The organism is Muriicola sp. E247 (genome assembly GCF_041358175.1).
In the GTDB taxonomy this organism is placed as follows: domain Bacteria; phylum Bacteroidota; class Bacteroidia; order Flavobacteriales; family Flavobacteriaceae; genus Muriicola.
The window spans coordinates 37,132-58,048 of sequence record NZ_JBGKBE010000013.1 but is presented as its reverse complement, the minus strand read 5'-3'; the positions used below and the strand labels follow the sequence as shown (position 1 = coordinate 58,048).

Below are 20,917 nucleotides of genomic sequence, written 5' to 3'. Positions count from 1 at the left end.
AGTTGCACATAGCACAAAAATTTAACGAAAATGTCAGGCCGTTAGTCGGGAACTGGTATTCTTCATTCGTCTTTGCAGTTATTTAATAAAAGATTTGAACCTCGGTCCGGATCTGTAAACTTAACCTAGGATGAAAACGCAAAACATAATTTTATGGGGACTATCTCTCACTCTTGTTTCTTGCATGGAGGATGTAACTACCATCTATGAACAGCCACTTCCCGAGGTTCTGGTTGCAGATATCCCTGAGGAAGAACATAGTCCTTCTGCTACCACGGCCAGCCCTGAAAAAGTATCTGAGTGGTTGGGCCATATGCAAGGTACTAACGGCCTTGTAGAAAGTGCAGAGTTCACAGACTTTGTGTCCTTATACGACAATGCCCTGGCTGCGCTGGCTTTTACAGCAGATGGAAACCTCTCTGGTGCAGAACAAATACTCGACTATTTCGATAATCGTCTGCAGAGTGAATTCAACGCAAATAATGGCGGATTTTTTCAATATCGTGACACTTCAGGTGAACAAAGTTCGCGAATCTGGATGGGCGATAACGCGTGGTTACTGCTTGCCGTAAATCATTACCACGAAAAGACACAGTCTAACAAATATGAAAACCTTGCCCGGGAATTGGAAACCTGGTTGCGTTCATTGCAGGAGGAAGATGGGGGATTAAAAGGTGGAATTAATGAAGATGGATCCTTAATCCCTAAAGTGACAGAAGGTATCATTACAGCTTTTAATGCTGTAAAGGGATTTGACGATTTCCACAGAAAAATCCTCTTATTTCTGCAGCAACAGCGATGGGATGTAAACGAAAAGGTATTGATAACGGACACTGAAAATCCTGCTTATAATCACGCTTTGGATCTTTACACTCTGGGGTATATGATTCTGGAAGATTTCCCGGAAGAAGTATTGAACAAAGCCCATCGATTCTATAACTCCCAGAATTCTACAACCCATGAAAAGCTTATCAGCGGATACTGTTTTGACGATGATAAAGACGTTGTATGGCTAGAAGGTACGGCCCAGATGGCTATGGCCTTCAATGAAGCTAATCAGGAAGGGAATGCGCAAAATACCATTTTAAATCTGGAGGAAGCCTTTATCTCAAGTACTTCTAATGTCTCCACGGCCGGACTCCCCTACACTGCTAATTTTGGAACAAATTTTGGAGCAAACCAACTTTGGGAGCATACCGATATTACACCAACCATTTCATCAAGTGCCTGGTACCTTTTTGTTAAAAACGACTTTAATCCGTTTCAGCTGGAAAAAGAAAAAAATATCCCTGAGGAGCTAAAATTCTGGACTGATTCCGGAGTGAATTAATATCGTAAGATCAATTATTTTGCAAATTCCTTAACAGCCGGTCTGCAGCATTACAAGTATTTTTACATAAAAATGCTATGAAAGACTCCGCAATGTTTTGGGTAGGAGCCACCACCCTCATTTTATTGACAGTGACCATTATGGCCGCGATGAATTTCCCCTTTAATTGGGTATTCTATGTAACTGTGATCGGGCAGATTATGATTGTCTTTATGGTCTATAAAGTCCTGACGGATAACTACACCACCTCCAAAACCTTTAAGGATTTCTACGAGGACTATCCTATCAAAGAGTAGTTTATTTTACCAGTTGCAAATCTTTTTTTGGTCTGGAATGTTTAGGTCCGTTCATGCCTAATTCAGGAATCACCAGCAGAGGCACCTGCGTATGGAAAGCCAGGGATTTAACAACTGGCTCCCGAGTCATTCGCTCCATATAACTGTGCTGATAATTTAACATGGCCAGCAGGTGAATATCCAATTCATCCGCGAAGACCTCCAGTGTTTTGGAAACGGTGTTCAACTCTGACACCGTGTGGATATAGTGATCTATGCCTTTAAAATACTTCCTGAGGATATTGAGGTTGAACTGCTGTATTTCAGTTAAGGCTTTGATTTGGTCTTGAACGTAAACTATGCGGATGGTCGCCTTAAAACTTTTGGCCAATTCTAAGAGGGGTGTCAATTCGGATTTACTGTAATATCGCTTAAAATCGGTTGCAAACACAATTTCCTGCGGTCTAACATACTTAAAATTCTTTGGAATAGTAAGGATTGGACACTCCTTGATCGCCTTGATGATCCTAACAGTATTGCTCCCAAGAAATACCTCCTCAATTCCCGAAGCGCCTTTTGTTCCGGTTACGATAAGATCAATACCTTCCTCCTCGATTATATTTCTGATCTCCTCAACAAGGAGGTTAAAAGATGATTTTATCTTAAAAGTGTGATATTTATTACTGTAAGATTTCCTGATTCTCGCGAGGATATCTTTTAAGCCTTTTAAGGAATTCTCTTTACTGCCATCTTCAAGTACCTTCCCCTGAAAACTGGATGCCATAAACCGACTATTGGGTATCACCGGAGTATAGGTATTCAGTAAATGAAATGTACATTCCTCCTTCTTTAGTAATTCAAGGATATACGCAATGGCATTCCATGAATTTTCTGAAAAATCGGTGGGTAACAGGATATGCTTCATAGGAATTTTAAACAGTAACAGGGGTAAAAGTAGAAATGACATTCGGCTGAAACAATGACTTTTGTCAGGTTTACAGGAGGTTTGAAGGGGACAATCAATTATTGATGACCCTTGAAGGGAAAATACTCTTGAAAAAAATGATGTTATTCAGAACCCATCGACCAGGTCTCGTAGCTTCTTTTCATCCACTACACCAATCTTTTTTCCGGAAGTTTTGATGTATTTCTTTTTCTTGAATTCAGAAATAATCCTGATGCAAGATTCGGTTGCCGTACCTACCACATTGGCAATATCTTCACGAGACAGGGTTACGTTGAGGAAGCCGTCAGTATCAGCCCCAAAATTATCTCTTAAGTATAAGAATGCTTCAGCGATACGCTGTTTTACTGTCTTTTGAGACATATTGACTATTACATCATCGGCTTCCCGTAAATCGTGGGCCATATGACGCAATACCTCTACCGTAAAGTTTGGATTCTTATGAAGGGCATCCACAATCCCCTCCTTAGGAATAAAGCAAACCTCCATATCGCTTACGGCAACTGCGCTAAGATTTGTTGATTCCTCAGCAATTACAGATCTCTGACCCATCACTTCCCCTTTGCTGGCAAGTTTTACAATCTGGTCCTTGCCATTGGCACTAAGCTTGGAAAGTTTTGATACCCCATCACGAACACAATAGACACCATTGAGTTTTTCACCCTCTTCGAAAATAGCCTGCCCTTTCTTTATCGTCCTGGTAATCTTGGAGTCGGAAACCCGTTTTAATTCCTCCTTGCTCATTGCCCGCAAAGAGTTGAATTGTCTGACAATACAGTTCTCACATCTGTTTTTCATGAGGTACGGCTTTCATCCCTCTAAGGTAAGATAATTTATAAAGGTCGCCATAGCACTTTCAGGATTTTTCCCTATCTCACCATTCAATTGTGTTTGATTGTTTTTAATTTTTTACCTGATAAATGTCATTTTTTACTGACAACTGAGGTTGCATCTTTGCTCCCAGGTATTTGACAAGTGTATGGATAACATGAATTGTTTTCATTGCGGGGATCCCTGTGATGATGATACAATCTTATTTCAGGACAAAGCTTTCTGTTGCAACGGATGCAAAACGGTCTATGAGATCTTCGACTCGAATGATCTCAAGTATTACTACGATCTGCAATCCGCTGCCGGGAGTACCCCAAAGCTGATGCCCGGGAAATTCGACTTCCTGGAAAATACAGAGATCTCAGAGCAACTAATCGAATTTAACGACGGGAAACATCAGATCATCAACCTGTTTATCCCCACCATCCATTGTAGTTCATGTATCTGGGTTCTTGAGAACCTTCAGAAATTGGCTCCCGGAGTGGTGCAGTCGCAAGTCGACTTTCCCCAAAAGACCGTAAGGATATCTTTCGATGCTACCGTTATTTCTCTGAAAGAGATAGCTGAAATCCTCGCAAAAATTGGATATGAACCCACTATCTCCCTGGCTGATTCGGATGTAAAAAAGAACAGAGATGATAAAAAAATCATCTATCAGCTGGGCGTAGCAGGATTTGGTTTCGGCAATATAATGTTCCTCTCCTTTCCCGAATATTTTGATGTTAATGAGTATTGGTTAGAACAGTACAAAATCCTGTTCAGATGGCTTATGTTCGCCTTTTCCGTACCTGTAGTCTTTTACGCCGGGAAAGACTACCTCATATCAGCATACAAAGGAATCCGGAGTCGTTTTCTCAATATAGATGTACCCATTGCTTTGGGAATACTGGTCCTATTTCTCCGCAGTACCCTTGAAATTTCCTTTGATTGGGGAAGTGGATTTTTCGATAGTCTCAGCGGACTTATTTTCTTTCTGTTGCTGGGTAAATATTTTCAAAAGCGAACCTATTCCTTCCTTTCTTTTGAACGGGACTACAAGTCCTATTTCCCGGTGGCAGTTACACGTATTCTCCAGGATGGAAAAGAGGAAGTGGCTCAGGTAAATGAGGTGAAAAAAGGTGACCGACTACTTATACGCCATGGGGAACTGATCCCTGTTGACGGAGTTTTAAAAAACGGGGCAGCAGAGATAGACTACAGCTTTGTTACCGGGGAAGCCAGGCCTGTACATGTGGAATTAGGGAAAAAAGTCTTTGCGGGCGGGAAACAACTCAGAGGACCGTTTGAAATGGTTGCCGATAAAAAAGTTTCTCAGAGCTACCTAACACAGTTATGGAGCCATTCAGTCTTTGGGGAAAACTCAGATAGCAAGTTTAAATCGCTCACTGATAGTATTGGTAAACGCTTTACCTATGCTGTTTTGTCTATCGCAATGATTGCATCTCTCTACTGGATGTTTACAGATCCTGAAAAGGTCTGGAATGTTTTCACGGCGGTACTTATCATAGCCTGTCCTTGTGCCATAGCCCTGGCCGCACCCTTTACGCTGGGGAATATGCTCAGGATTTTTGGCAAAAAAAAATTCTACCTCAAAGATATTTCTGTCATTGAGAAAATGGCCGGCATCAATACGGCAATTTTTGATAAAACCGGAACGCTCACCACAAGTAAACACGATCAGATCCTCTATGAAGGAAGCCAACTAACTACTGAGGAAAAATCGCTGCTGAAGAGTACCCTCAGGGCATCCAACCACCCTTTGAGCAGGTCACTTTACGCCTTGCTGAAGGAACACAATATTATGAGCCTGGATCAATATGAGGAATTTATTGGTCAGGGTCTCTATGGAAGCAAAGGAAATGCTAATATTAAAATTGGAGCAGCCAGCTTCGTTGATAACTGCAATGAAAATAGCCCCGGTACAGCCGAAGTTCATTTAAGTACAAATGCGGAGTACAAAGGACGCTTTGTTCTCGAAAGTCAGTATCGCCATGGTATATCCCAGCTGATGACTGAACTGACACAGCAGATGGATGTGGCCGTCCTATCGGGCGACCACGACGGGGAAAGAAACAGGCTCGAAGCACTGCTTCCCGGCTTAACCCCTATGTACTTCGATCAAAGTCCGCAAGACAAGCTGTTTTTTGTGAAAGAACTACAGGATTCAGGAAAGCGGGTAATGATGGTTGGTGATGGTCTTAACGATGCAGGGGCTTTGGCCCAAAGTGATGTTGGAATTGCCCTGGCGGAAGATATCAACGTATTTTCTCCGGCCTGTGACGGCATACTGGATGCGAGTAAATTTGAATATCTCAGTTCCTATCTCCACGCTTCTAAAAAGGCCATGGGGATTATCAGACTGAGTTTTGTCTTGTCTCTTCTTTATAACATTGTAGGCTTATATTTTGCAGTAACGGGCCAGTTACAACCGGTGATAGCCGCCATTCTTATGCCCCTCAGTTCCATAAGTATTGTAGCGTTCACAACGATAACAACGAATTGGATTGGAAGAAAAATTAAATAATAAAACCTGACTTATGTCATTTTTTAGGGATAACAGCAAACCTAGTTTTGCATCTGAATTCAGGTAGGTATGAGTGTAATTTATGTGTTGCTGACCATTAGTATTGTGGTAGCCGTAATATTTTTTGTTGCCTTTATCCATTCTGTAAAGAGTGGACAGTATGAGGATTCCTATACCCCATCTGTCCGTATTCTCTTTGAGGATGAGTTGATCAGGTCCAAAAAAAATACTTCAGATCAAACCGTTCCAATATCCAGTAAAACCAATACAAAAAGCAAACAAATTTAATTATGGAAGTACAGCAATTTAGTTACGACAACCAGATCGTAAAGAAATTTATCTATGCCACCCTTTTCTGGGGGATCATTGGGATGCTGGTGGGTCTGCTACTCGCCTTTATGTTCTTATTTCCCAATGTTACAGATGGCATATCCTGGCTAAGTTTTGGTAGGTTACGCCCTCTGCATACCAATGCCGTTATTTTTGCCTTTGTCGGGAATGCAATTTTTGCCGGGGTATATTATTCAACTCAACGGCTTTTAAAGGCAAGGATGTTCAGTGACTTTCTCAGTAAGCTGAACTTCTGGGGATGGCAGGCTATTATTGTGGCCGCCGCAATCACCCTGCCACTGGGATACACAACTTCCAAGGAATACGCCGAACTGGAATGGCCTATCGACCTGGCTATTGCAGTAATCTGGGTGGCCTTTGGCTGGAACCTGATCGGTACCATGCTCAAAAGAAGACAGAGGCATTTATACGTCGCCATTTGGTTTTACCTGGCCACTTTCGTTACAGTCGCCGTTTTACACATCTTTAACAGCCTTGAATTACCCGTAAGCGCACTAAAAAGCTATTCGGTCTATGCAGGAGTACAGGATGCCCTGGTGCAATGGTGGTACGGCCACAACGCCGTAGCCTTCTTCCTAACCACTCCTTTCCTCGGCCTGATGTATTACTTCGTCCCTAAGGCCGCCAACAGACCTGTGTATTCCTATCGCCTGTCTATTGTGCATTTCTGGTCCCTGATCTTTATCTATATCTGGGCCGGACCTCACCACCTGTTGTATTCCTCCTTACCCGACTGGGCTCAGAATCTGGGTGTGGCTTTTTCTGTAATGCTGATTGCACCTTCCTGGGGTGGGATGATCAACGGGCTTTTAACCCTCAGGGGAGCCTGGGATAAAGTACGGGTAGACCCAACTCTGAAATTTATGGTGGTGGCAATTACCGGTTATGGGATGGCAACTTTTGAAGGTCCTATGCTTTCCCTGAAAAATGTAAATGCCATTGCCCATTTCAGCGACTGGATTATTGCACACGTCCATGTAGGTGCCCTGGCCTGGAACGGCTTCCTCACTTTCGGGATGATCTACTGGCTGGTGCCCAAAATGTTTAAAACCAGACTCCATTCAACACCCATGGCCAATTTCCACTTTTGGATAGGTACACTGGGTATCATTTTGTATGCTCTTCCAATGTATGTGGCCGGATTTACCCAGGCGCTTATGTGGAAAGACTTTAATCCTGATGGCAGTCTGGTCTACGGAAACTTCCTTGAAACCGTTAATGAGATTATGCCGATGTACTGGATGCGTGCCATCGGAGGATCACTTTACATTATAGGTTTTATCGTAATGCTGTACAACATTGTGGTAACCGTCCGTTCGGGAAGCGCAGTGACAGATGAACAGGCTGAAGCTCCGGCCCTAACCAGGGTATCGTCAAGACGTACCCTTGGAGAAACTTATCACACCTGGCTGGAAAGAAAGCCCATTCAACTTACCATCCTCGCTACCATTGCTATTCTTATCGGTGGTGTTATTCAGATTGTACCAACACTGCTTGTAAAATCGAATATCCCTACCATAACAAGTGTCAAGCCCTATACTCCGCTGGAACTGGAAGGACGTGATCTGTACATCCGGGAAGGCTGTGTAGGCTGCCATTCACAAATGGTTCGCCCCTTCAGAAGTGAAGTGGAGCGATACGGGGAATACGCGAAAGCAGGAGAGTTTGTCTACGACCACCCCTTCCTCTGGGGAAGTAAACGTACCGGACCCGACTTACTTCGAGTAGGCGGGAAGTATTCTGATAGTTGGCATCTGAATCATATGTATGATCCTCAAAGTATGTCCTCAGGTTCCATTATGCCTGCCTATCAGTGGCTGGTAAGAGATAAACACGATCGTTCTGATGTAGAGGATAAAATGAGGGCCATGGTTACCCTGGGGGTACCGTATACCGAAGAGGACATCATCAATGCACAAACGGCAATGGAAGAACAGGCAAAACAGATCGAGGAAAGCCTGTATTCAGATCCCGATTTTGCGAAGACCTATGAAGAAGACAAATCCAGGGCCCTTTCCAACGGGCAGGAATTTGTTGAAATGAAAGACCGTGAAATAATCGCTCTCATCGCCTATTTACAGCGCCTTGGGACCGATATAAAAGTAAAAGACACAGATCAACTGTTATCAGAAAATCAATAGATCATGCTAAAATTTGTCAAAAATCATATGGAGAGCATCGAAGGGATAGCCACCTATCCCATGATCTCATTACTCATCTTTTTTGTATTCTTTTCCCTCTTATTCTGGTGGGTATTTACCGCCTCGAAAGAACATATTAAGGAAGTAAGTGAAATTCCCTTAGAAGATAATCAACCAAAATAATATCCCATGAAAAATACATCACCCTGGTGGATCCGAATCCCATTTTTTTTCTTTCTTATTTTCGGCCTCACCGAATTTTATATCGAATCAGGAGATAAGCCTGCCTTTATAGAATATCCCATGGTACAATTGTTCCTGGTGATGATCTTATTGATCCTTATCGCCATTGAACTCATTGTGAAATCCGTTGAAAATGTAATGTTCCAGACCCTCTCGGAAGAAGCCAAAGAAAGGTATCTGAATGCTAAGACAAAAAAGTGGGAATGGGCATGGGCCAGCAGGATTTATAAGAAATTACTCGGGAGTAAACCTATAGAAGAAGAGGGTGAAATAATCCTTGACCACAATTATGACGGGATAAAAGAATTGGATAATAAACTTCCACCATGGTGGGTATATCTGTTCTATGCTACTATTCTATTTGGTGTTGTTTATCTCGCCCGCTTTCATGTATTCAATGACTACGATCAGGATCTCGAATACGAAATGGAAGTAGCGGAGGCACAGGCTGCCATTGAAGAATACCGTAAAACAGCGAAAGATCTGGTGGATGTCAACACGGTTACCTTGCTCACCGATGCCTCGGACCTCAAGGCGGGACAGGTGATCTTTGATACCAATTGTGCCGTGTGCCATATGACCGACGGGGGTGGAGGAATAGGTCCTAACCTTACGGATCCTTACTGGATACTGGGAGGGGGTATTAAAAATGTATTTAAAACAATTTCCGAAGGGGGACGCGACGGGAAAGGGATGATAGCCTGGAAACAAACCCTCAAACCTTCAGAAATGGCTCAGGTAGCTAGTTATGTCCTCAGTTTTCAGGGTAAAACATCTGCGAATCCAAAAGATGCAGAAGGCGAGCTGTGGATCGATGAGAATGCTGACGAAGAGGAAGAGGCCCCTGAAGAGATGGCCTCGGATACCACTACGGTGGCCATGAATGAATAACTCACTTAAGATTTACCAGTGTGGCAAACGATGAACGTTTCCGTGATTCCATAGGGACCATAAATGAAGAAGGCAAAAGAGCCTGGGTATTCCCTAAAAAACCCTCCGGTAAATTTTATAAATACCGCAAGTGGGTGAGCTACGGCCTGTTGTTATTTCTGATTGCAGCACCATTTGTAAAGATCAACGGGAATCAGTTTCTGATGTTTAATGTGCTTGAAAGGCGATTCAACATCTTTGGATATCCTTTCTGGCCCCAGGATTTTCACCTCTTTGTGATCTCGATGATCACAGGGGTTATATTTATTGCTCTTTTTACAGTTGCTTTCGGACGTATTTTCTGTGGCTGGATGTGTCCCCAGACTATTTTTATGGAAATGGTTTTTCGCAGAATTGAATACTGGATTGATGGAGATCGCGGAGCTCAGATAAGGCTCGACAGACAGCCCTGGAATGCACAGAAAATCAGAAAACGCCTCATAAAATGGAGTATATTTTTTCTGATCTCCTTCCTCATTGCCAATGTATTTCTCGCCTATTTGATTGGCAGTGATACCCTTGTTCGATATATAACCGATGGCCCGATGCAGCATGTCAGCTCCCTGATATCCCTGCTTATTTTTACCGGGGTCTTTTACTTCGTCTTTGCCTGGTTTAGGGAGCAGGTGTGTATCATTGCTTGTCCTTATGGGAGGTTGCAAGGTGTACTACTCGACAACAAGTCGATCGTAGTGGCCTATGATCATAAAAGGGGTGAGGGGGAAAAAGGAAGAAAGAAATTCCGAAAAGGAGAAGATCGCCAGGCTCTTGGACATGGGGATTGTATCGATTGTTTTCAATGTGTTCATGTTTGTCCAACAGGAATCGACATAAGAAATGGAACACAGCTCGAATGTGTTAACTGTACAGCCTGTATTGACGAATGCGACACCATTATGGAAAAGGTGAATCTTCCCAAAGGTCTGATCCGTTATGCAAGCGAAGACAACATAGAGAAAAAAACCAAATTTTCTTTTACCCCAAGGATGATGGGTTATTCCTCGGTACTGGTGGTTCTCATAGGAATACTGATCGGGATGCTTTTCCTCAGGAACGATTTGGAAGCTACGGTGTTGCGTTTACCGGGGCAAATGTATGAACGTAAAGAAGGTAATATAATCAGTAACGTCTACACTTTTAAACTGATCAATAAAACGACAAAAAATGTAGAAAACGTGAGTTTTAAACTCTTATCCCACAACGGAAAAATAGAAGTGGTAACGCACAAAAATTTTGACGTGCCGGCAGAACAACTTACAGAAGGCACCCTCTTTATTGAAATTGATGCCGGGGAACTGGGCAGCGATAAGGACAAACTTAAAATTGGTGTTTACAGTGACGAAACCTTATTGGAAACCGCAACAACGCGTTTCCTGGGGCCGAGAAGTTATTATTAGAATACAGAAAAGAAAAGAAATATGAAAATTAACTGGGGTACTGGAATTGTGTTGTCGTTTATAGGTTTTATAGCCTTTATCCTCTTCTTTGTCGTCAGGATGAGTATGGACGACAGGGCTAATCACGATCTGGTTACGGAAGAATATTACAAAAAGGAACTGTCGTACCAGAAGGAGATTGACGCCATGGAAGTGGTAAGCAAATTACCCTATCCTCCACAACTGATCAGAACCGACTCTGGAATGACTGTCAGGTTTCCCGAAAATATGATCCCCTCAAAAATAAATGGAAAAGTGTCCCTTTACAGACCGTCCAATAAACACTTGGATTTTGACTTTCCAATAAGTTTATCCAATACACATTTGCTCATACCTGACAAACGTTTGTTGGATGGTCGCTGGGACATTGATGTTAGCTGGGATTATGAAGGTGAAACTTATTTGTTCAGAAAAAGTTTTACCTATTAACTGAGAAAATGGTTTATACAGCTTTTTTATTGGGACTACTCGGTAGTCTTCACTGCGTTGGGATGTGTGGGCCTATAGCCTTTATGTTACCTCTGAGCAGAGATAACAAGACCAGGATGTTCGGCCAGCTCTTTCTTTATCATTTTGGCAGGATACTTACTTATAGCATTATGGGTCTTGCCTTTGGTTTCTTTGGCAAAGGATTGTATCTCTTCGGGGCACAACAAAACCTGTCGATCATTATTGGGGCCATCATCATCCTTGCTATTGTTATTCCGGAAAAATATATGAGAAAATTCAGTTTTTCCCGCCCGATATACACGGGAGTATCGAGGGTTAAATCAGCTTTAGGGGAAGCGCTGAAAAAGAGAACTCCGGATACCTTTCTCACCATAGGCTTCCTCAATGGTTTTTTACCCTGTGGCCTTGTCTATATGGCCTTATTCGCTTCCATTGCTATGGCATCACCATTTAGCGGAGCTATGTATATGGCCCTGTTTGGTTTGGGAACAATCCCGCTGATGACCACGGCTGCTTATATTGGAGGCCTTTTGCAACCTCAGATACGACAAAAAATCCGAAGACTAATCCCTATCTTCGTCGTGGTGATCGGCATCCTTTTTATCTTACGCGGAATGGGTCTGGGAATTCCATATTTATCCCCTAAACCTGCATCGCCTCAAATAACAACACAAATAGAATGTCATCAACCCTGAACCCTCTCCTCTAATCCGGGGAAATTACAGGACCTTAACTTATTAAAGAATGAAAATTGTTTCGAAATCGGAAGCCGCTGCCCTGATCAAATCGGGCGACCGGGTTTTCCTGCAGGGAGCCGCCATGACTCCAAATACCCTTATGAATGCCATATGCGACCGATATGAGGACTTATCGGATGTGGAAATCATATCTATTCATACTGAAGGCAGCGTTCACTATGCCACCCCCCCTTACAATAAAGCATTTAGTATTAATAGTTGTTTTGTTGGGGGAAATGTCAGAAAGGCCGTCAATACCAATAAGGGGGATTATATCCCTATATTTCTCAGTGAAATCCATCTGCTCTTCAGAAGGAATATTCTTCCTCTTGACGTTGCACTGATCCAGGTTTCCCCTCCTGACAAACACGGATATTGTTCTTTAGGAGTTTCCGTAGACGTTACCCTTCCGGCTATTCAAACGGCTAAACTCGTTATTGCCCAGATTAATCCCTGTGTACCAAGGACACACGGAGATGGCATTATCCATTTCAGCGAGATTGATGCTGCCATAGAGGTGGATGCCCCCCTGCATGTTCATCCCATGGGTGCCATATCTGATATCGAACATCAGATCGGCCGGCATGTGGCCGAGCTAATCGAAGATGGTGCCACCCTGCAGTTGGGAATAGGTAATATCCCGAATGCCGTGCTCACCAATCTGGATAATCACAATAGACTGGGCGTACATACAGAGATGTTTTCCGACGGTTTACTTCCCTTGGTAGAAAAAGGGGTGATCACCGGGGAAGAAAAAACCTTAAAATCGGGACGTATCGTTACCTGTTTTGCGGCTGGTTCACAGGATTTATACGACTTCGTGGATGACAACCCCATTGTCAACTTCAAAGAAGCTGCTTATACCAATGATACGAATGTGATTTTACAAAATCCAAAAGTTACTGCGATTAACAGTGCAGTTGAAATCGACCTTACCGGACAGATCTGTGCCGATAGTGTGGGTACCCGACAAATCTCCGGAGTGGGCGGACAGATGGATTTTATCCGTGCTGCTTCCCTTTCTGAAGGAGGTAAACCTATTTTTGCTTTCACTTCTCAGACAAAAAACGGGATTTCCAAAATTACCCCTACCTTGAAACACGGGGCGGGCGTTACCACTACACGGGCCCATGTGCATTATGTGGCAACAGAATTTGGAGTGGTCAACCTTTTCGGGAAAAACCTGCACCAAAGGGCAAAGGCCTTGATCTCCATCGCCCATCCCAACCATAGAGAAGAGCTTTCCAAGGCTGCCTATGAAAGATTTGAACGTGACTAATGAAAACATAAAATGCATTTGAATCAATACATAGACCATACTTTGCTAAAACCCACGGCCACGGAAGACGATATTAAGGCCTTGTGTGAAGAAGCAGTACACCATAATTTTTACGCGGTCTGTGTCAATAGTTGCTACCTTCCACTGGCTCGGGAAATACTCGGTGCCACAGAAGTTAAACTGGCTGCGGTTATAGGATTTCCACTGGGCGCAATGGCAACAGAGGCCAAGATCAACGAGGCGAAATACTGCATAAAACAGGGAGCAGACGAAATTGATATGGTCCTCAACCCTGGATGGTTTAAATCAGGTCGACATCAACAAATAATCACCGAAATTAAGAGTATTAAAAGTGTAATTCAAAAAGGGGTCCTCAAGGTGATCCTTGAAACTTGCTATCTTTCCGATGAAGAAATCCGGACGGCCTGTGAATTATGCCTCGAAGGGGGGGCAGACCTGGTTAAAACCTCAACCGGTTTCGGACCCGCGGGCGCTACACTAAAGGCAGTTAAAATCATGAAAGAAAGCGTTGGGGATAAAGCCGGGATTAAAGCCTCAGGAGGCATCCGGGAGCGGGAAACTGCCTTGCAGTACATCAAGGCAGGAGCAACAAGAATCGGCACATCTTCAGGGGTAAAAATGATGGAGGAATAAAACACATACTATGAGTACACATATCAATGCGAAGAAAGGTGATGTTGCTGAAACCGTATTACTCCCGGGAGACCCACTCAGGGCAAAATGGATAGCAGAAACCTACCTGGATAAGGCTGTTTGCTACAATCAGGTTCGCGGGATGCTGGGATATACAGGATTTTACAATGGGAAGCGCGTTTCTGTGCAGGGAAGTGGTATGGGGATCCCGTCAGCAATGATCTATTACCACGAGCTGATAAATATGTACGGGGCTAAAAATCTCATCAGGGTTGGGACGGCTGGCAGCTATCAGAAAGAGATTGGTATCAGGGATGTGATCCTTGCCATGTCTGCCTCCACTACATCTTCTATCAATGAGCAGCGATTTAACGGGGGACATTTTGCCCCCACTGCGAATTTCGAGCTCTTTGAAAAAGCACAAACCTATGCAAAGGCCAACAATATTTCAATTAAAGCAGGGAATATCCTTACGCATGACCTCTATTATGAAGATGATTTAGACGATTACAAAAAGTGGGCTGATTACGGAGTCTTATGCGTGGAGATGGAAACAGCCGGACTCTATACAATTGCAGCTAAGCACAAAGTGAAAGCTCTGGCCATCCTGACCATTTCAGATTCCCTTGTAACCGGTGTAGCTACAAGTCCGGAAGAACGAGAAAGTAGCTTTAATGACATGGTGGAAATAGCCTTGAATATCGCTTAATAATTTCTGAACCAAGTAAGTACTTTATTCTCGGTAACATGACATACAGACATCTACCACATATTGAGGTAAAAGGTGTATTTTCCGACTGCAGGCAATTTCGATATTTACTGACTTTAAAAAATCTCCACAGGAAACCTGGCAAAACTGTCTGTGTCATCATGCAAAATCCAAGTGTGGCTGATGAAGACATCGCTGACAAGTCGGTTCAATTTCTGGAAAAACTCATTTTTGAAAAGGAATTACCAGAATTCAGAGAGGTAAACCAATGTATTATTGTCAATCAGTTTGCCCGTATTCAAACCCGGGACTTTGAGGGAAAGAAAGAGGATATTGGGAAACAAAATGACATCTATCTTGAAAGAGCTATCCGTGATGCCGATATAGTCCTTCTTGCCTGGGGGAAAAGGAATCCGTTTTCTGAGCGCCAGCAGATGAGCCACAATATGCTCAAAAAATTCGGAAAGAAAGAAATTTTAATGACGAGGAAGCATCCTTCCAGAGGAAGGTATACTGATTTCATAGAGCCCTTTGAGATCCATTGAGAGCCATATGACTTAAGTAGATAACCTTTCCAACATGTACATACAGGAATTGAGATAGGGCTATTTCTGAACTGAGGGTGGTCTGTATTTTTGGAAATCCCGATCGTTCTAATCAGGAATCAGCATAATTCCTTATTTTTAGATCATAATACCTTTTTATTGTTTACTTAATCCTGTATTAATTTTGCTGACAAACGCTTGTAAATATGCCATTAGAGCAGTAATCTACCTCGGAATGAAGAGCAGTGAACAGAACAAACTGAAAGCTCAGACTATTGCAGAGGAGTTGGAAGTTCCACAGCCTTTTTTGGCGCAATTGCTAAGAAAGCTAACTGTTGATCATCTGGTCTCATCTTCCAAGGGGCCCGGAGGTGGATTTTTTCTCAACGAGGATAACCTGTCCAATACGTTGTGGGATATCATCGTTTCTATTGACGGGGAATTCAAGTTTGACGATTGTTTTTTGGGCCTGGTCAAATGCAACAACGTCAATCCCTGCCCGGTACACCATATCGTCTCCCCTTTCAAAGAAAATTTATTGGCCCATTTTAAGGAGAAGAGCATTGTTACTCTGGTCGAGGAAATGAAAAAGGACGGGACTATAATTTCCTTAAAAGGAATTATTTAAACTTCAGGAACCCCATTAAATATTGGAAAAGACGATCCCCGACAAATAAATTCGTCAGGGATATCCTTTTGGCATGACATAGTCCTCCTGTCGATCTACCTATCGTCTGTCTGCCATATTCACCTCCTCCGTAATTGCTCCATTCTTATCCCCAACTTTATGGGCCCTTAAACTTTGTTGGAGCTCTTCCCTCCTGTTATTGGCAAGGCTACTTTTATTCTGGGTGTGATAATGCCGGAGCTGATGTTCTTTCTGCCTGCCCGAACTATAATTTGAAATACGTTTCAGATACCCGATCACCCGGGTAGCATGATCAATATTAGACGATCCGCAGCCACTACATTGCCATATGGTCCTCTTGTCGATATGTGAACAATCATTACAGATCGTAATTCTGATATTAAAACAGAAGTAATTACACCCGGCCCTGGCCGTGGCGTGGATAAGTTTTAAAAACCCTTCCTTGTTAGGCGTTTCCTCCAGGTTCAGGTGTAATGCGGAACCACCATCCAGATACTGAATGATCTCTTTTCCATGCAGAATGATCTTATCCAGTGAATTTGTATTATCATCCTCCACGACATAAAAGTAAGAGTTATAGCAATCCCTGGGCACAAACAATCCATCCTCCCTGTCCCACTTGGCATTTTTTACCCCCAGATTCTCTGCAGGCACGAACTCCGTGTTGAACATGTATCCATATTGCTCTTTGGCTATCCTGTTTTCCTGATAGATCGCTTTCAGATATGTATTGACGAAATTTTTGTACGATGCATTGTTTCCTACCTCGATTCCTCTGCTTTCCGCGGCTTCCACCATGCCATTGATTCCAATAGTAAGAAATTGTTTATCGAGGGAGATAAACCCCGATCGGTAAACCGGTAGCATGCCTGCTGTATTGTATTCATCAATTAGCTTTCTGAAAGCGACCTGGTATTTATGTACCTTTCTGACCTCCTCTGTTATATCCGCATTTTGCTGTATAAGCCTATTCATGTTTAAGGTAATAACATTGATAGAGCCCGTGGCCACGCCCCCCGCACCCAATGAATAACTGAATGTTTTGTCACTGATTTCATTACGCAGCCTGCAGCAGGATGCAAGGCTATCCGCATTTTCAGACTGATAGATAAAAAAGGAATTTCCCTCACTGAGTTCTTTTGCACACATCTCGGAGAATTCACTATCTGCAGGGTTCCCGTCCTTAACCAGCATAGCCGCTGTCACCACAGGGAAGGTCAGAACAGCCTTCGTGCGTTCCTCGTTGAACCATTTCATGAAATAAGCCTGAAGGTTTTTGACGCTTTCCCATTGGGGACGCACCATATCCGGAAATACAAAATCGCCGAACATACTCTCAAAATAAGGCCTGTCATATAGGGAAATATTCCAAAATACAGATTGGTACCCCCTGGCGGCAGCGGGCTGGTTGATGGCGTATATCACATGTTGCAAATGGTTGGCAATAAGTTTCTCATGGGTTTCCAGATAGTTTTTTCCATAGTCCTTGGCTGCAAAATGGTCGAAGTACATCAGGAATTCTACGGTCGCCAATGCGCCGGCGAATTGGGAGCTTACAGCAAATACAAGGTTGACAAACTCTCCACAGAAGCTCTCCAGGTGCTTGGGTGCCTGGCTTTCTCCCCCTAGTTTGGTGAGGCCATCCAGCAGGAAGGGGTACATACTGATGGAGGCACAGTAGGGTTTTAATGAGGTTTCATCATGTACATAGATTTCGTGCGACTCGATCTGCCTTATATATTCTTCCGCCAGCTCAGGCCCGAACAGGGAAGAGATCTTTTGTTTTACCAATATCCTGTTTACCTGAATATTGATATCCTTGTTCAATTCGGCTTCCATGGTGGCGATGTTTTTTGAAGTAACGTTAGCGTTGGCATCTACCTTGGAACCATCTGCTGCATTATCTGAATGCAGATAATGGGTAATAAATTCGATTTTGTTTGTAATCTGTTCTTCTGTGAGTCGTATCATATCTATATTTAATTAGTGATGAATAAAGAGTTTAGTACTTTGTTGCTTTTTACCTCCCGAAAAACCTGATTTGTCGTTTTGCTGTTGAGACCACCCCTATTTTTATCCCACCTACCAGTCTTCACCCAGGTTAAGTGTTCCAGGATTTTTTCATCCACATCCTCTGCACCGGAATAGAGACATGTTTTATATCCCTGGTTACGAGCATACTTCAGTTTTTTGATCAGTTCATTCCTATGCCATTCCCCTCCCATGAACACTACACACGTGGCAAAACCAAAATATCGCTTCAGTATCTGTTTATAGGTTCGGGAGGTTATTTTTTCTCCATTCCTTTTTTTCCACAAGAAAGGGGAATGGCATCCTTCGCAGCGCAGGGGACAACCCGATATGGTAAAACAGAGACTTATCTCCCCAGGAACTTCCTGGAGAACAACGTGAAAATCATAACAATACATAATACAGGATTAAATGATTATTTTATCTTTTTTAAAATTAATTTCAAAAGTTATAAAATTTGGTGTTATCCTATTGAGTTATTAAAAGGTTTTCAACAATGCTTGAGACTGGGAATATTACCCTGTGGGTCAGACATTAACACTGTCGGATATGCCGCCGCCTGGGATTGAGATGAAGATTTTGGTACTTGATTATTTCCTAATACCCATGCTGTCCTCTACCCCGGCCTGTGAAAACAGGTAGGTGGGTAACAGGACTATTGTTTTATCAAGGAAAGTTCAGGTAAGTATTCCGTTTCATAACTGATCACTGACAAGGCATCGTCATAGGTCTAAAAACCGATCATTCACACTCCTGCTAGACAAATAAAAAAACAGTAGGGGCTGCCACAGATTTTTAGTATTCATTCAATAATCAATGTTTTTTTGATGCCATTAGTGGCAGTATCCATTTTTTGAACTTTCATTTTGTGTATACCTTCAATTATTTGATTTATGAATATGCAACCATGATTTCAATCATTCCTTTTTAGTTATTATTTGGATTCGGAATAGATTTACACCATCAAAGAAAAAAATTTTCATTTATATAACTATAATATGACCTTTTTATATTTTATTATTTATATTTGCTCTAAATAATTTATAGGTCAATCATTATGAATAGTTTATTAGATAAAGAAGTTGGTCAAATAGTAGCAGAGGACTACAGGAGCGCGGCAGTTTTCAGCAAATATGGTATTGATTTTTGTTGTAATGGAAATCGTAACCTTTACGAGGTGTGCAGCAAAAAGAAAGTAGAGGTGGAAATAGTGGTGAAAGAGATTGAAGCCTTGACAAGCGATGGCGAAAAGCAGGGGGACAATTTCAACACATTGCCCCTCAATGTCTTGGCAGATCACATTGAGCAAAAACATCATCGCTATGTAGAGGAACGAATTCCAATATTAAAGCAATATCTGCACAAGATCAATACAGTACATGGTGAAAGGCATCCTGAATTAAAGGAAATTTACAGGTTGTTCTCAGAGTGTGCTGGCGAACTCACCATGCACATGAAAAAGGAAGAGCTCGTCCTGTTTCCCTTTATCCGGAAAATGGTCCTTTCCTTAAAGCATAATGAAGCTGTAGAATCACCCAGATTCCTCACCGTTACCAACCCCATTCAGACCATGCGGGACGAACATGAAAGCGCCGGAGATATTTTCAGTAAAATATCCAGTCTTACCCATTCCTATACCCCTCCGTCGGATGCATGCAGCACATACAAAGTAGCCTTTTTAATGCTAAAGGAGTTTGAAGAGGATTTACATCTGCATGTCCACCTGGAAAATAATATCCTTTTTCCAAAGGCTGAGAAGTTGGAGCGGGAGATGGTGCTAAAAATGCCCAGAAATCAAGCCATATGATTATTTAGTTGACTAGTTAGCAGTATTTTGCTTATTCTCGTTACAAAAGGAAATAACATATTCTTGAAAATGAGAACATCATTCAACAAGAGAAAGACAGGAATTCTTGCCACTTTAGTTGCGGTTCTTGCCTCAATGGCCCTTTCCTATGGACAATCACCATGTGATACCCTTTACTTTGATAGCCATGGGTATGAGATCAGAGGATATTTCTACAAATCAGGTACTCCGGCTTCCCCTACCCTGATCTTTAGCCAGGGTTTCATGGAAACAGGGGATATTTGGAATATCGGGAAAACCTTGTCAGCAAAGGGGATCAATGTGTTTACCTTCGATTTCAGGGGATGTTTTGAGAGTGTCGGAAAGCAAAGCCTTTCAAACTCCCTGGAAGATATTGGCGCAGCATTGAGCTTCATAAAATCAGATGACCTCGCTGCAAAATACCCTTTAGATACTACCCGACTTGTCGTTGGAGGCTACAGTTTTGGGGGGCATATGTCCATGATCCAGGCGGTGAACGATCCGAGTATAAAAAGGGTTATTAGTATCTCAGGAGGAGATTTAGGGATATTTGCTCAACAACTGGATGCCAGCCAGGATCTGCAAATAGCCTATTCCGGGTATTTCAGGGAAATCGAAAAGCCAGATGGTCCGGTAGATTTTGAATTTGAGGTGCCTATCAAGGAACTACTTCTAAATCGGGAACATTTTGATATTTACAACCAATCCGCAAAATTGGCCGATGTGGATATTCTGATGGTCGGTGGCCTTGATGATTCTACGGTGAGCATGGAGGACCATATTCTTCCTCTATACCGGCAGCTAAAAAAGAACAAATCTCAAAATATAAGGTGTCTCATCTACCAGACCAATCACTCCTATAAAAATGTGTCTGGCCAACTGATGCATGACCTATATGACTGGATCATGTACTCGAAGTCCAGGTGAATACCCTGCTGAAACCCTCACAATTGTATTTAAATCAAGATAGGTCAGAACCCATTTATGTCATGTTTCCAACAAAGACAGGG

Annotated in this window: 21 protein-coding genes; 17 read left to right on the top strand and 4 right to left on the bottom strand. The window is 42.6% G+C overall.

All coding sequences use genetic code 11. From position 1 onward, the window contains the following. The first annotated feature begins 130 nt into the window (after nt 1–130). Together ACA086_RS14335 and ACA086_RS14330 are read left to right on the top strand one after the other, a co-directional pair. Nucleotides 131–1,330 (top strand): hypothetical protein, encoded by a 1,200-nt coding sequence (locus tag ACA086_RS14335; RefSeq protein WP_371004031.1) that lies wholly within the window; start codon nt 131–133, stop codon nt 1,328–1,330. Between the two features lie 77 nt (nt 1,331–1,407). Then, complete coding sequence (locus ACA086_RS14330) at nt 1,408–1,626, top strand: hypothetical protein (RefSeq protein WP_371004030.1); 219 nt, start codon at nt 1,408–1,410, stop codon at nt 1,624–1,626. A gap of 1 nt (nt 1,627) precedes the next feature. Here ACA086_RS14330 and ACA086_RS14325 read toward each other — a convergent pair whose 3' ends face one another. Beyond that, complete coding sequence (locus ACA086_RS14325) at nt 1,628–2,530, bottom strand: universal stress protein (protein ID WP_371004029.1); 903 nt, start codon at nt 2,528–2,530, stop codon at nt 1,628–1,630. A gap of 147 nt (nt 2,531–2,677) precedes the next feature. Continuing rightward, a complete protein-coding gene (locus ACA086_RS14320; protein WP_371004028.1) occupies nt 2,678–3,367 on the bottom strand; it encodes a Crp/Fnr family transcriptional regulator in 690 nt (229 codons plus the stop codon). A 181-nt stretch (nt 3,368–3,548) separates the two neighbouring features. Here ACA086_RS14320 and ACA086_RS14315 point away from each other — a divergent pair, with 181 nt between their 5' ends. From ACA086_RS14315 to ACA086_RS14255, 13 genes are all read left to right on the top strand, one after another. Further along, entirely contained in the window at nt 3,549–5,924 is a 2,376-nt protein-coding gene (locus ACA086_RS14315; RefSeq protein WP_371004027.1) for a heavy metal translocating P-type ATPase, read from the top strand. A 69-nt stretch (nt 5,925–5,993) separates the two neighbouring features. Then, nucleotides 5,994–6,212: a cbb3-type cytochrome oxidase assembly protein CcoS gene (gene ccoS, locus ACA086_RS14310; protein ID WP_371004026.1), complete on the top strand. Its 219-nt coding sequence runs from the start codon at nt 5,994–5,996 to the stop codon at nt 6,210–6,212. A 2-nt stretch (nt 6,213–6,214) separates the two neighbouring features. Next, complete coding sequence (ccoN, locus tag ACA086_RS14305; RefSeq protein ID WP_371004025.1) at nt 6,215–8,416, top strand: cytochrome-c oxidase, cbb3-type subunit I; 2,202 nt, start codon at nt 6,215–6,217, stop codon at nt 8,414–8,416. Nucleotides 8,417–8,419: 3 nt separating this feature from the next. Beyond that, on the top strand, nt 8,420–8,599 hold the full coding sequence (locus ACA086_RS14300; protein ID WP_129602018.1) for a CcoQ/FixQ family Cbb3-type cytochrome c oxidase assembly chaperone: 180 nt from the start codon (nt 8,420–8,422) through the stop codon (nt 8,597–8,599). Between the two features lie 6 nt (nt 8,600–8,605). Beyond that, nucleotides 8,606–9,550, top strand: a complete 945-nt coding sequence (locus tag ACA086_RS14295) for a cbb3-type cytochrome c oxidase N-terminal domain-containing protein (RefSeq protein WP_371004024.1) — start codon at nt 8,606–8,608, stop codon at nt 9,548–9,550. Between the two features lie 20 nt (nt 9,551–9,570). Next, complete coding sequence (ccoG, locus tag ACA086_RS14290) at nt 9,571–10,986, top strand: cytochrome c oxidase accessory protein CcoG (RefSeq protein WP_371004022.1); 1,416 nt, start codon at nt 9,571–9,573, stop codon at nt 10,984–10,986. 21 nt (nt 10,987–11,007) lie between these two features. After that, nucleotides 11,008–11,454, top strand: a complete 447-nt coding sequence (locus tag ACA086_RS14285) for a FixH family protein (RefSeq protein ID WP_371004021.1) — start codon at nt 11,008–11,010, stop codon at nt 11,452–11,454. 8 nt (nt 11,455–11,462) lie between these two features. Beyond that, entirely contained in the window at nt 11,463–12,170 is a 708-nt protein-coding gene (locus tag ACA086_RS14280) for a sulfite exporter TauE/SafE family protein (protein ID WP_371004020.1), read from the top strand. 49 nt (nt 12,171–12,219) lie between these two features. After that, entirely contained in the window at nt 12,220–13,491 is a 1,272-nt protein-coding gene (locus ACA086_RS14275) for an acetyl-CoA hydrolase/transferase family protein (protein WP_371004019.1), read from the top strand. 12 nt (nt 13,492–13,503) lie between these two features. Next, nucleotides 13,504–14,145 (top strand): deoxyribose-phosphate aldolase, encoded by a 642-nt coding sequence (gene deoC / locus ACA086_RS14270; protein WP_371004018.1) that lies wholly within the window; start codon nt 13,504–13,506, stop codon nt 14,143–14,145. A 10-nt stretch (nt 14,146–14,155) separates the two neighbouring features. Then, entirely contained in the window at nt 14,156–14,854 is a 699-nt protein-coding gene (gene deoD / locus ACA086_RS14265) for a purine-nucleoside phosphorylase (RefSeq protein WP_371004017.1), read from the top strand. 38 nt (nt 14,855–14,892) lie between these two features. After that, nucleotides 14,893–15,399, top strand: a complete 507-nt coding sequence (locus tag ACA086_RS14260) for a DUF1643 domain-containing protein (RefSeq protein WP_371004016.1) — start codon at nt 14,893–14,895, stop codon at nt 15,397–15,399. A 184-nt stretch (nt 15,400–15,583) separates the two neighbouring features. Next, entirely contained in the window at nt 15,584–16,027 is a 444-nt protein-coding gene (locus ACA086_RS14255) for an Rrf2 family transcriptional regulator (RefSeq protein WP_369746839.1), read from the top strand. Between the two features lie 99 nt (nt 16,028–16,126). On the opposite strand, the gene nrdD is transcribed toward ACA086_RS14255, so the two are convergent. Then, entirely contained in the window at nt 16,127–18,019 is a 1,893-nt protein-coding gene (gene nrdD, locus ACA086_RS14250; protein WP_369746838.1) for an anaerobic ribonucleoside-triphosphate reductase, read from the bottom strand. 8 nt (nt 18,020–18,027) lie between these two features. Beyond that, nucleotides 18,028–18,477, bottom strand: coding sequence for an anaerobic ribonucleoside-triphosphate reductase activating protein (nrdG, locus tag ACA086_RS14245; RefSeq protein WP_369746837.1), 450 nt, complete (start codon nt 18,475–18,477; stop codon nt 18,028–18,030). Between the two features lie 659 nt (nt 18,478–19,136). On the opposite strand from nrdG, the gene ric reads away from it, so the two are divergent. Together ric and ACA086_RS14235 are read left to right on the top strand one after the other, a co-directional pair. Beyond that, nucleotides 19,137–19,886, top strand: a complete 750-nt coding sequence (ric, locus tag ACA086_RS14240; RefSeq protein ID WP_369746836.1) for an iron-sulfur cluster repair di-iron protein — start codon at nt 19,137–19,139, stop codon at nt 19,884–19,886. A 69-nt stretch (nt 19,887–19,955) separates the two neighbouring features. Continuing rightward, the gene (locus ACA086_RS14235) at nt 19,956–20,834 is read left to right on the top strand and encodes an alpha/beta hydrolase family protein (protein ID WP_371004015.1); all 879 of its coding nucleotides are present in this window, start codon (nt 19,956–19,958) and stop codon (nt 20,832–20,834) included. Nucleotides 20,835–20,917 lie beyond the last annotated feature (83 nt).

Excerpts from the sequence above, each read along its gene's own strand:
- ACA086_RS14335 (WP_371004031.1), top strand. The coding sequence starts at position 131 with ATGAAAACGCAAAACATAATTTTATGGGGACTATCTCTCACTCTTGTT.
- ACA086_RS14330 (WP_371004030.1), top strand. The coding sequence starts at position 1,408 with ATGAAAGACTCCGCAATGTTTTGGGTAGGAGCCACCACCCTCATTTTA.
- ACA086_RS14325 (WP_371004029.1), bottom strand. The coding sequence starts at position 2,530 with ATGAAGCATATCCTGTTACCCACCGATTTTTCAGAAAATTCATGGAAT.
- ACA086_RS14320 (WP_371004028.1), bottom strand. The coding sequence starts at position 3,367 with ATGAAAAACAGATGTGAGAACTGTATTGTCAGACAATTCAACTCTTTG.
- ACA086_RS14315 (WP_371004027.1), top strand. The coding sequence starts at position 3,549 with ATGGATAACATGAATTGTTTTCATTGCGGGGATCCCTGTGATGATGAT.
- ccoS (WP_371004026.1), top strand. The coding sequence starts at position 5,994 with ATGAGTGTAATTTATGTGTTGCTGACCATTAGTATTGTGGTAGCCGTA.
- ccoN (WP_371004025.1), top strand. The coding sequence starts at position 6,215 with ATGGAAGTACAGCAATTTAGTTACGACAACCAGATCGTAAAGAAATTT.
- ACA086_RS14300 (WP_129602018.1), top strand. The coding sequence starts at position 8,420 with ATGCTAAAATTTGTCAAAAATCATATGGAGAGCATCGAAGGGATAGCC.
- ACA086_RS14295 (WP_371004024.1), top strand. The coding sequence starts at position 8,606 with ATGAAAAATACATCACCCTGGTGGATCCGAATCCCATTTTTTTTCTTT.
- ACA086_RS14285 (WP_371004021.1), top strand. The coding sequence starts at position 11,008 with ATGAAAATTAACTGGGGTACTGGAATTGTGTTGTCGTTTATAGGTTTT.
- ACA086_RS14280 (WP_371004020.1), top strand. The coding sequence starts at position 11,463 with ATGGTTTATACAGCTTTTTTATTGGGACTACTCGGTAGTCTTCACTGC.
- ACA086_RS14275 (WP_371004019.1), top strand. The coding sequence starts at position 12,220 with ATGAAAATTGTTTCGAAATCGGAAGCCGCTGCCCTGATCAAATCGGGC.
- deoC (WP_371004018.1), top strand. The coding sequence starts at position 13,504 with ATGCATTTGAATCAATACATAGACCATACTTTGCTAAAACCCACGGCC.
- deoD (WP_371004017.1), top strand. The coding sequence starts at position 14,156 with ATGAGTACACATATCAATGCGAAGAAAGGTGATGTTGCTGAAACCGTA.
- ACA086_RS14260 (WP_371004016.1), top strand. The coding sequence starts at position 14,893 with ATGACATACAGACATCTACCACATATTGAGGTAAAAGGTGTATTTTCC.
- nrdD (WP_369746838.1), bottom strand. The coding sequence starts at position 18,019 with ATGATACGACTCACAGAAGAACAGATTACAAACAAAATCGAATTTATT.
- nrdG (WP_369746837.1), bottom strand. The coding sequence starts at position 18,477 with ATGTATTGTTATGATTTTCACGTTGTTCTCCAGGAAGTTCCTGGGGAG.
- ric (WP_369746836.1), top strand. The coding sequence starts at position 19,137 with ATGAATAGTTTATTAGATAAAGAAGTTGGTCAAATAGTAGCAGAGGAC.
- ACA086_RS14235 (WP_371004015.1), top strand. The coding sequence starts at position 19,956 with ATGAGAACATCATTCAACAAGAGAAAGACAGGAATTCTTGCCACTTTA.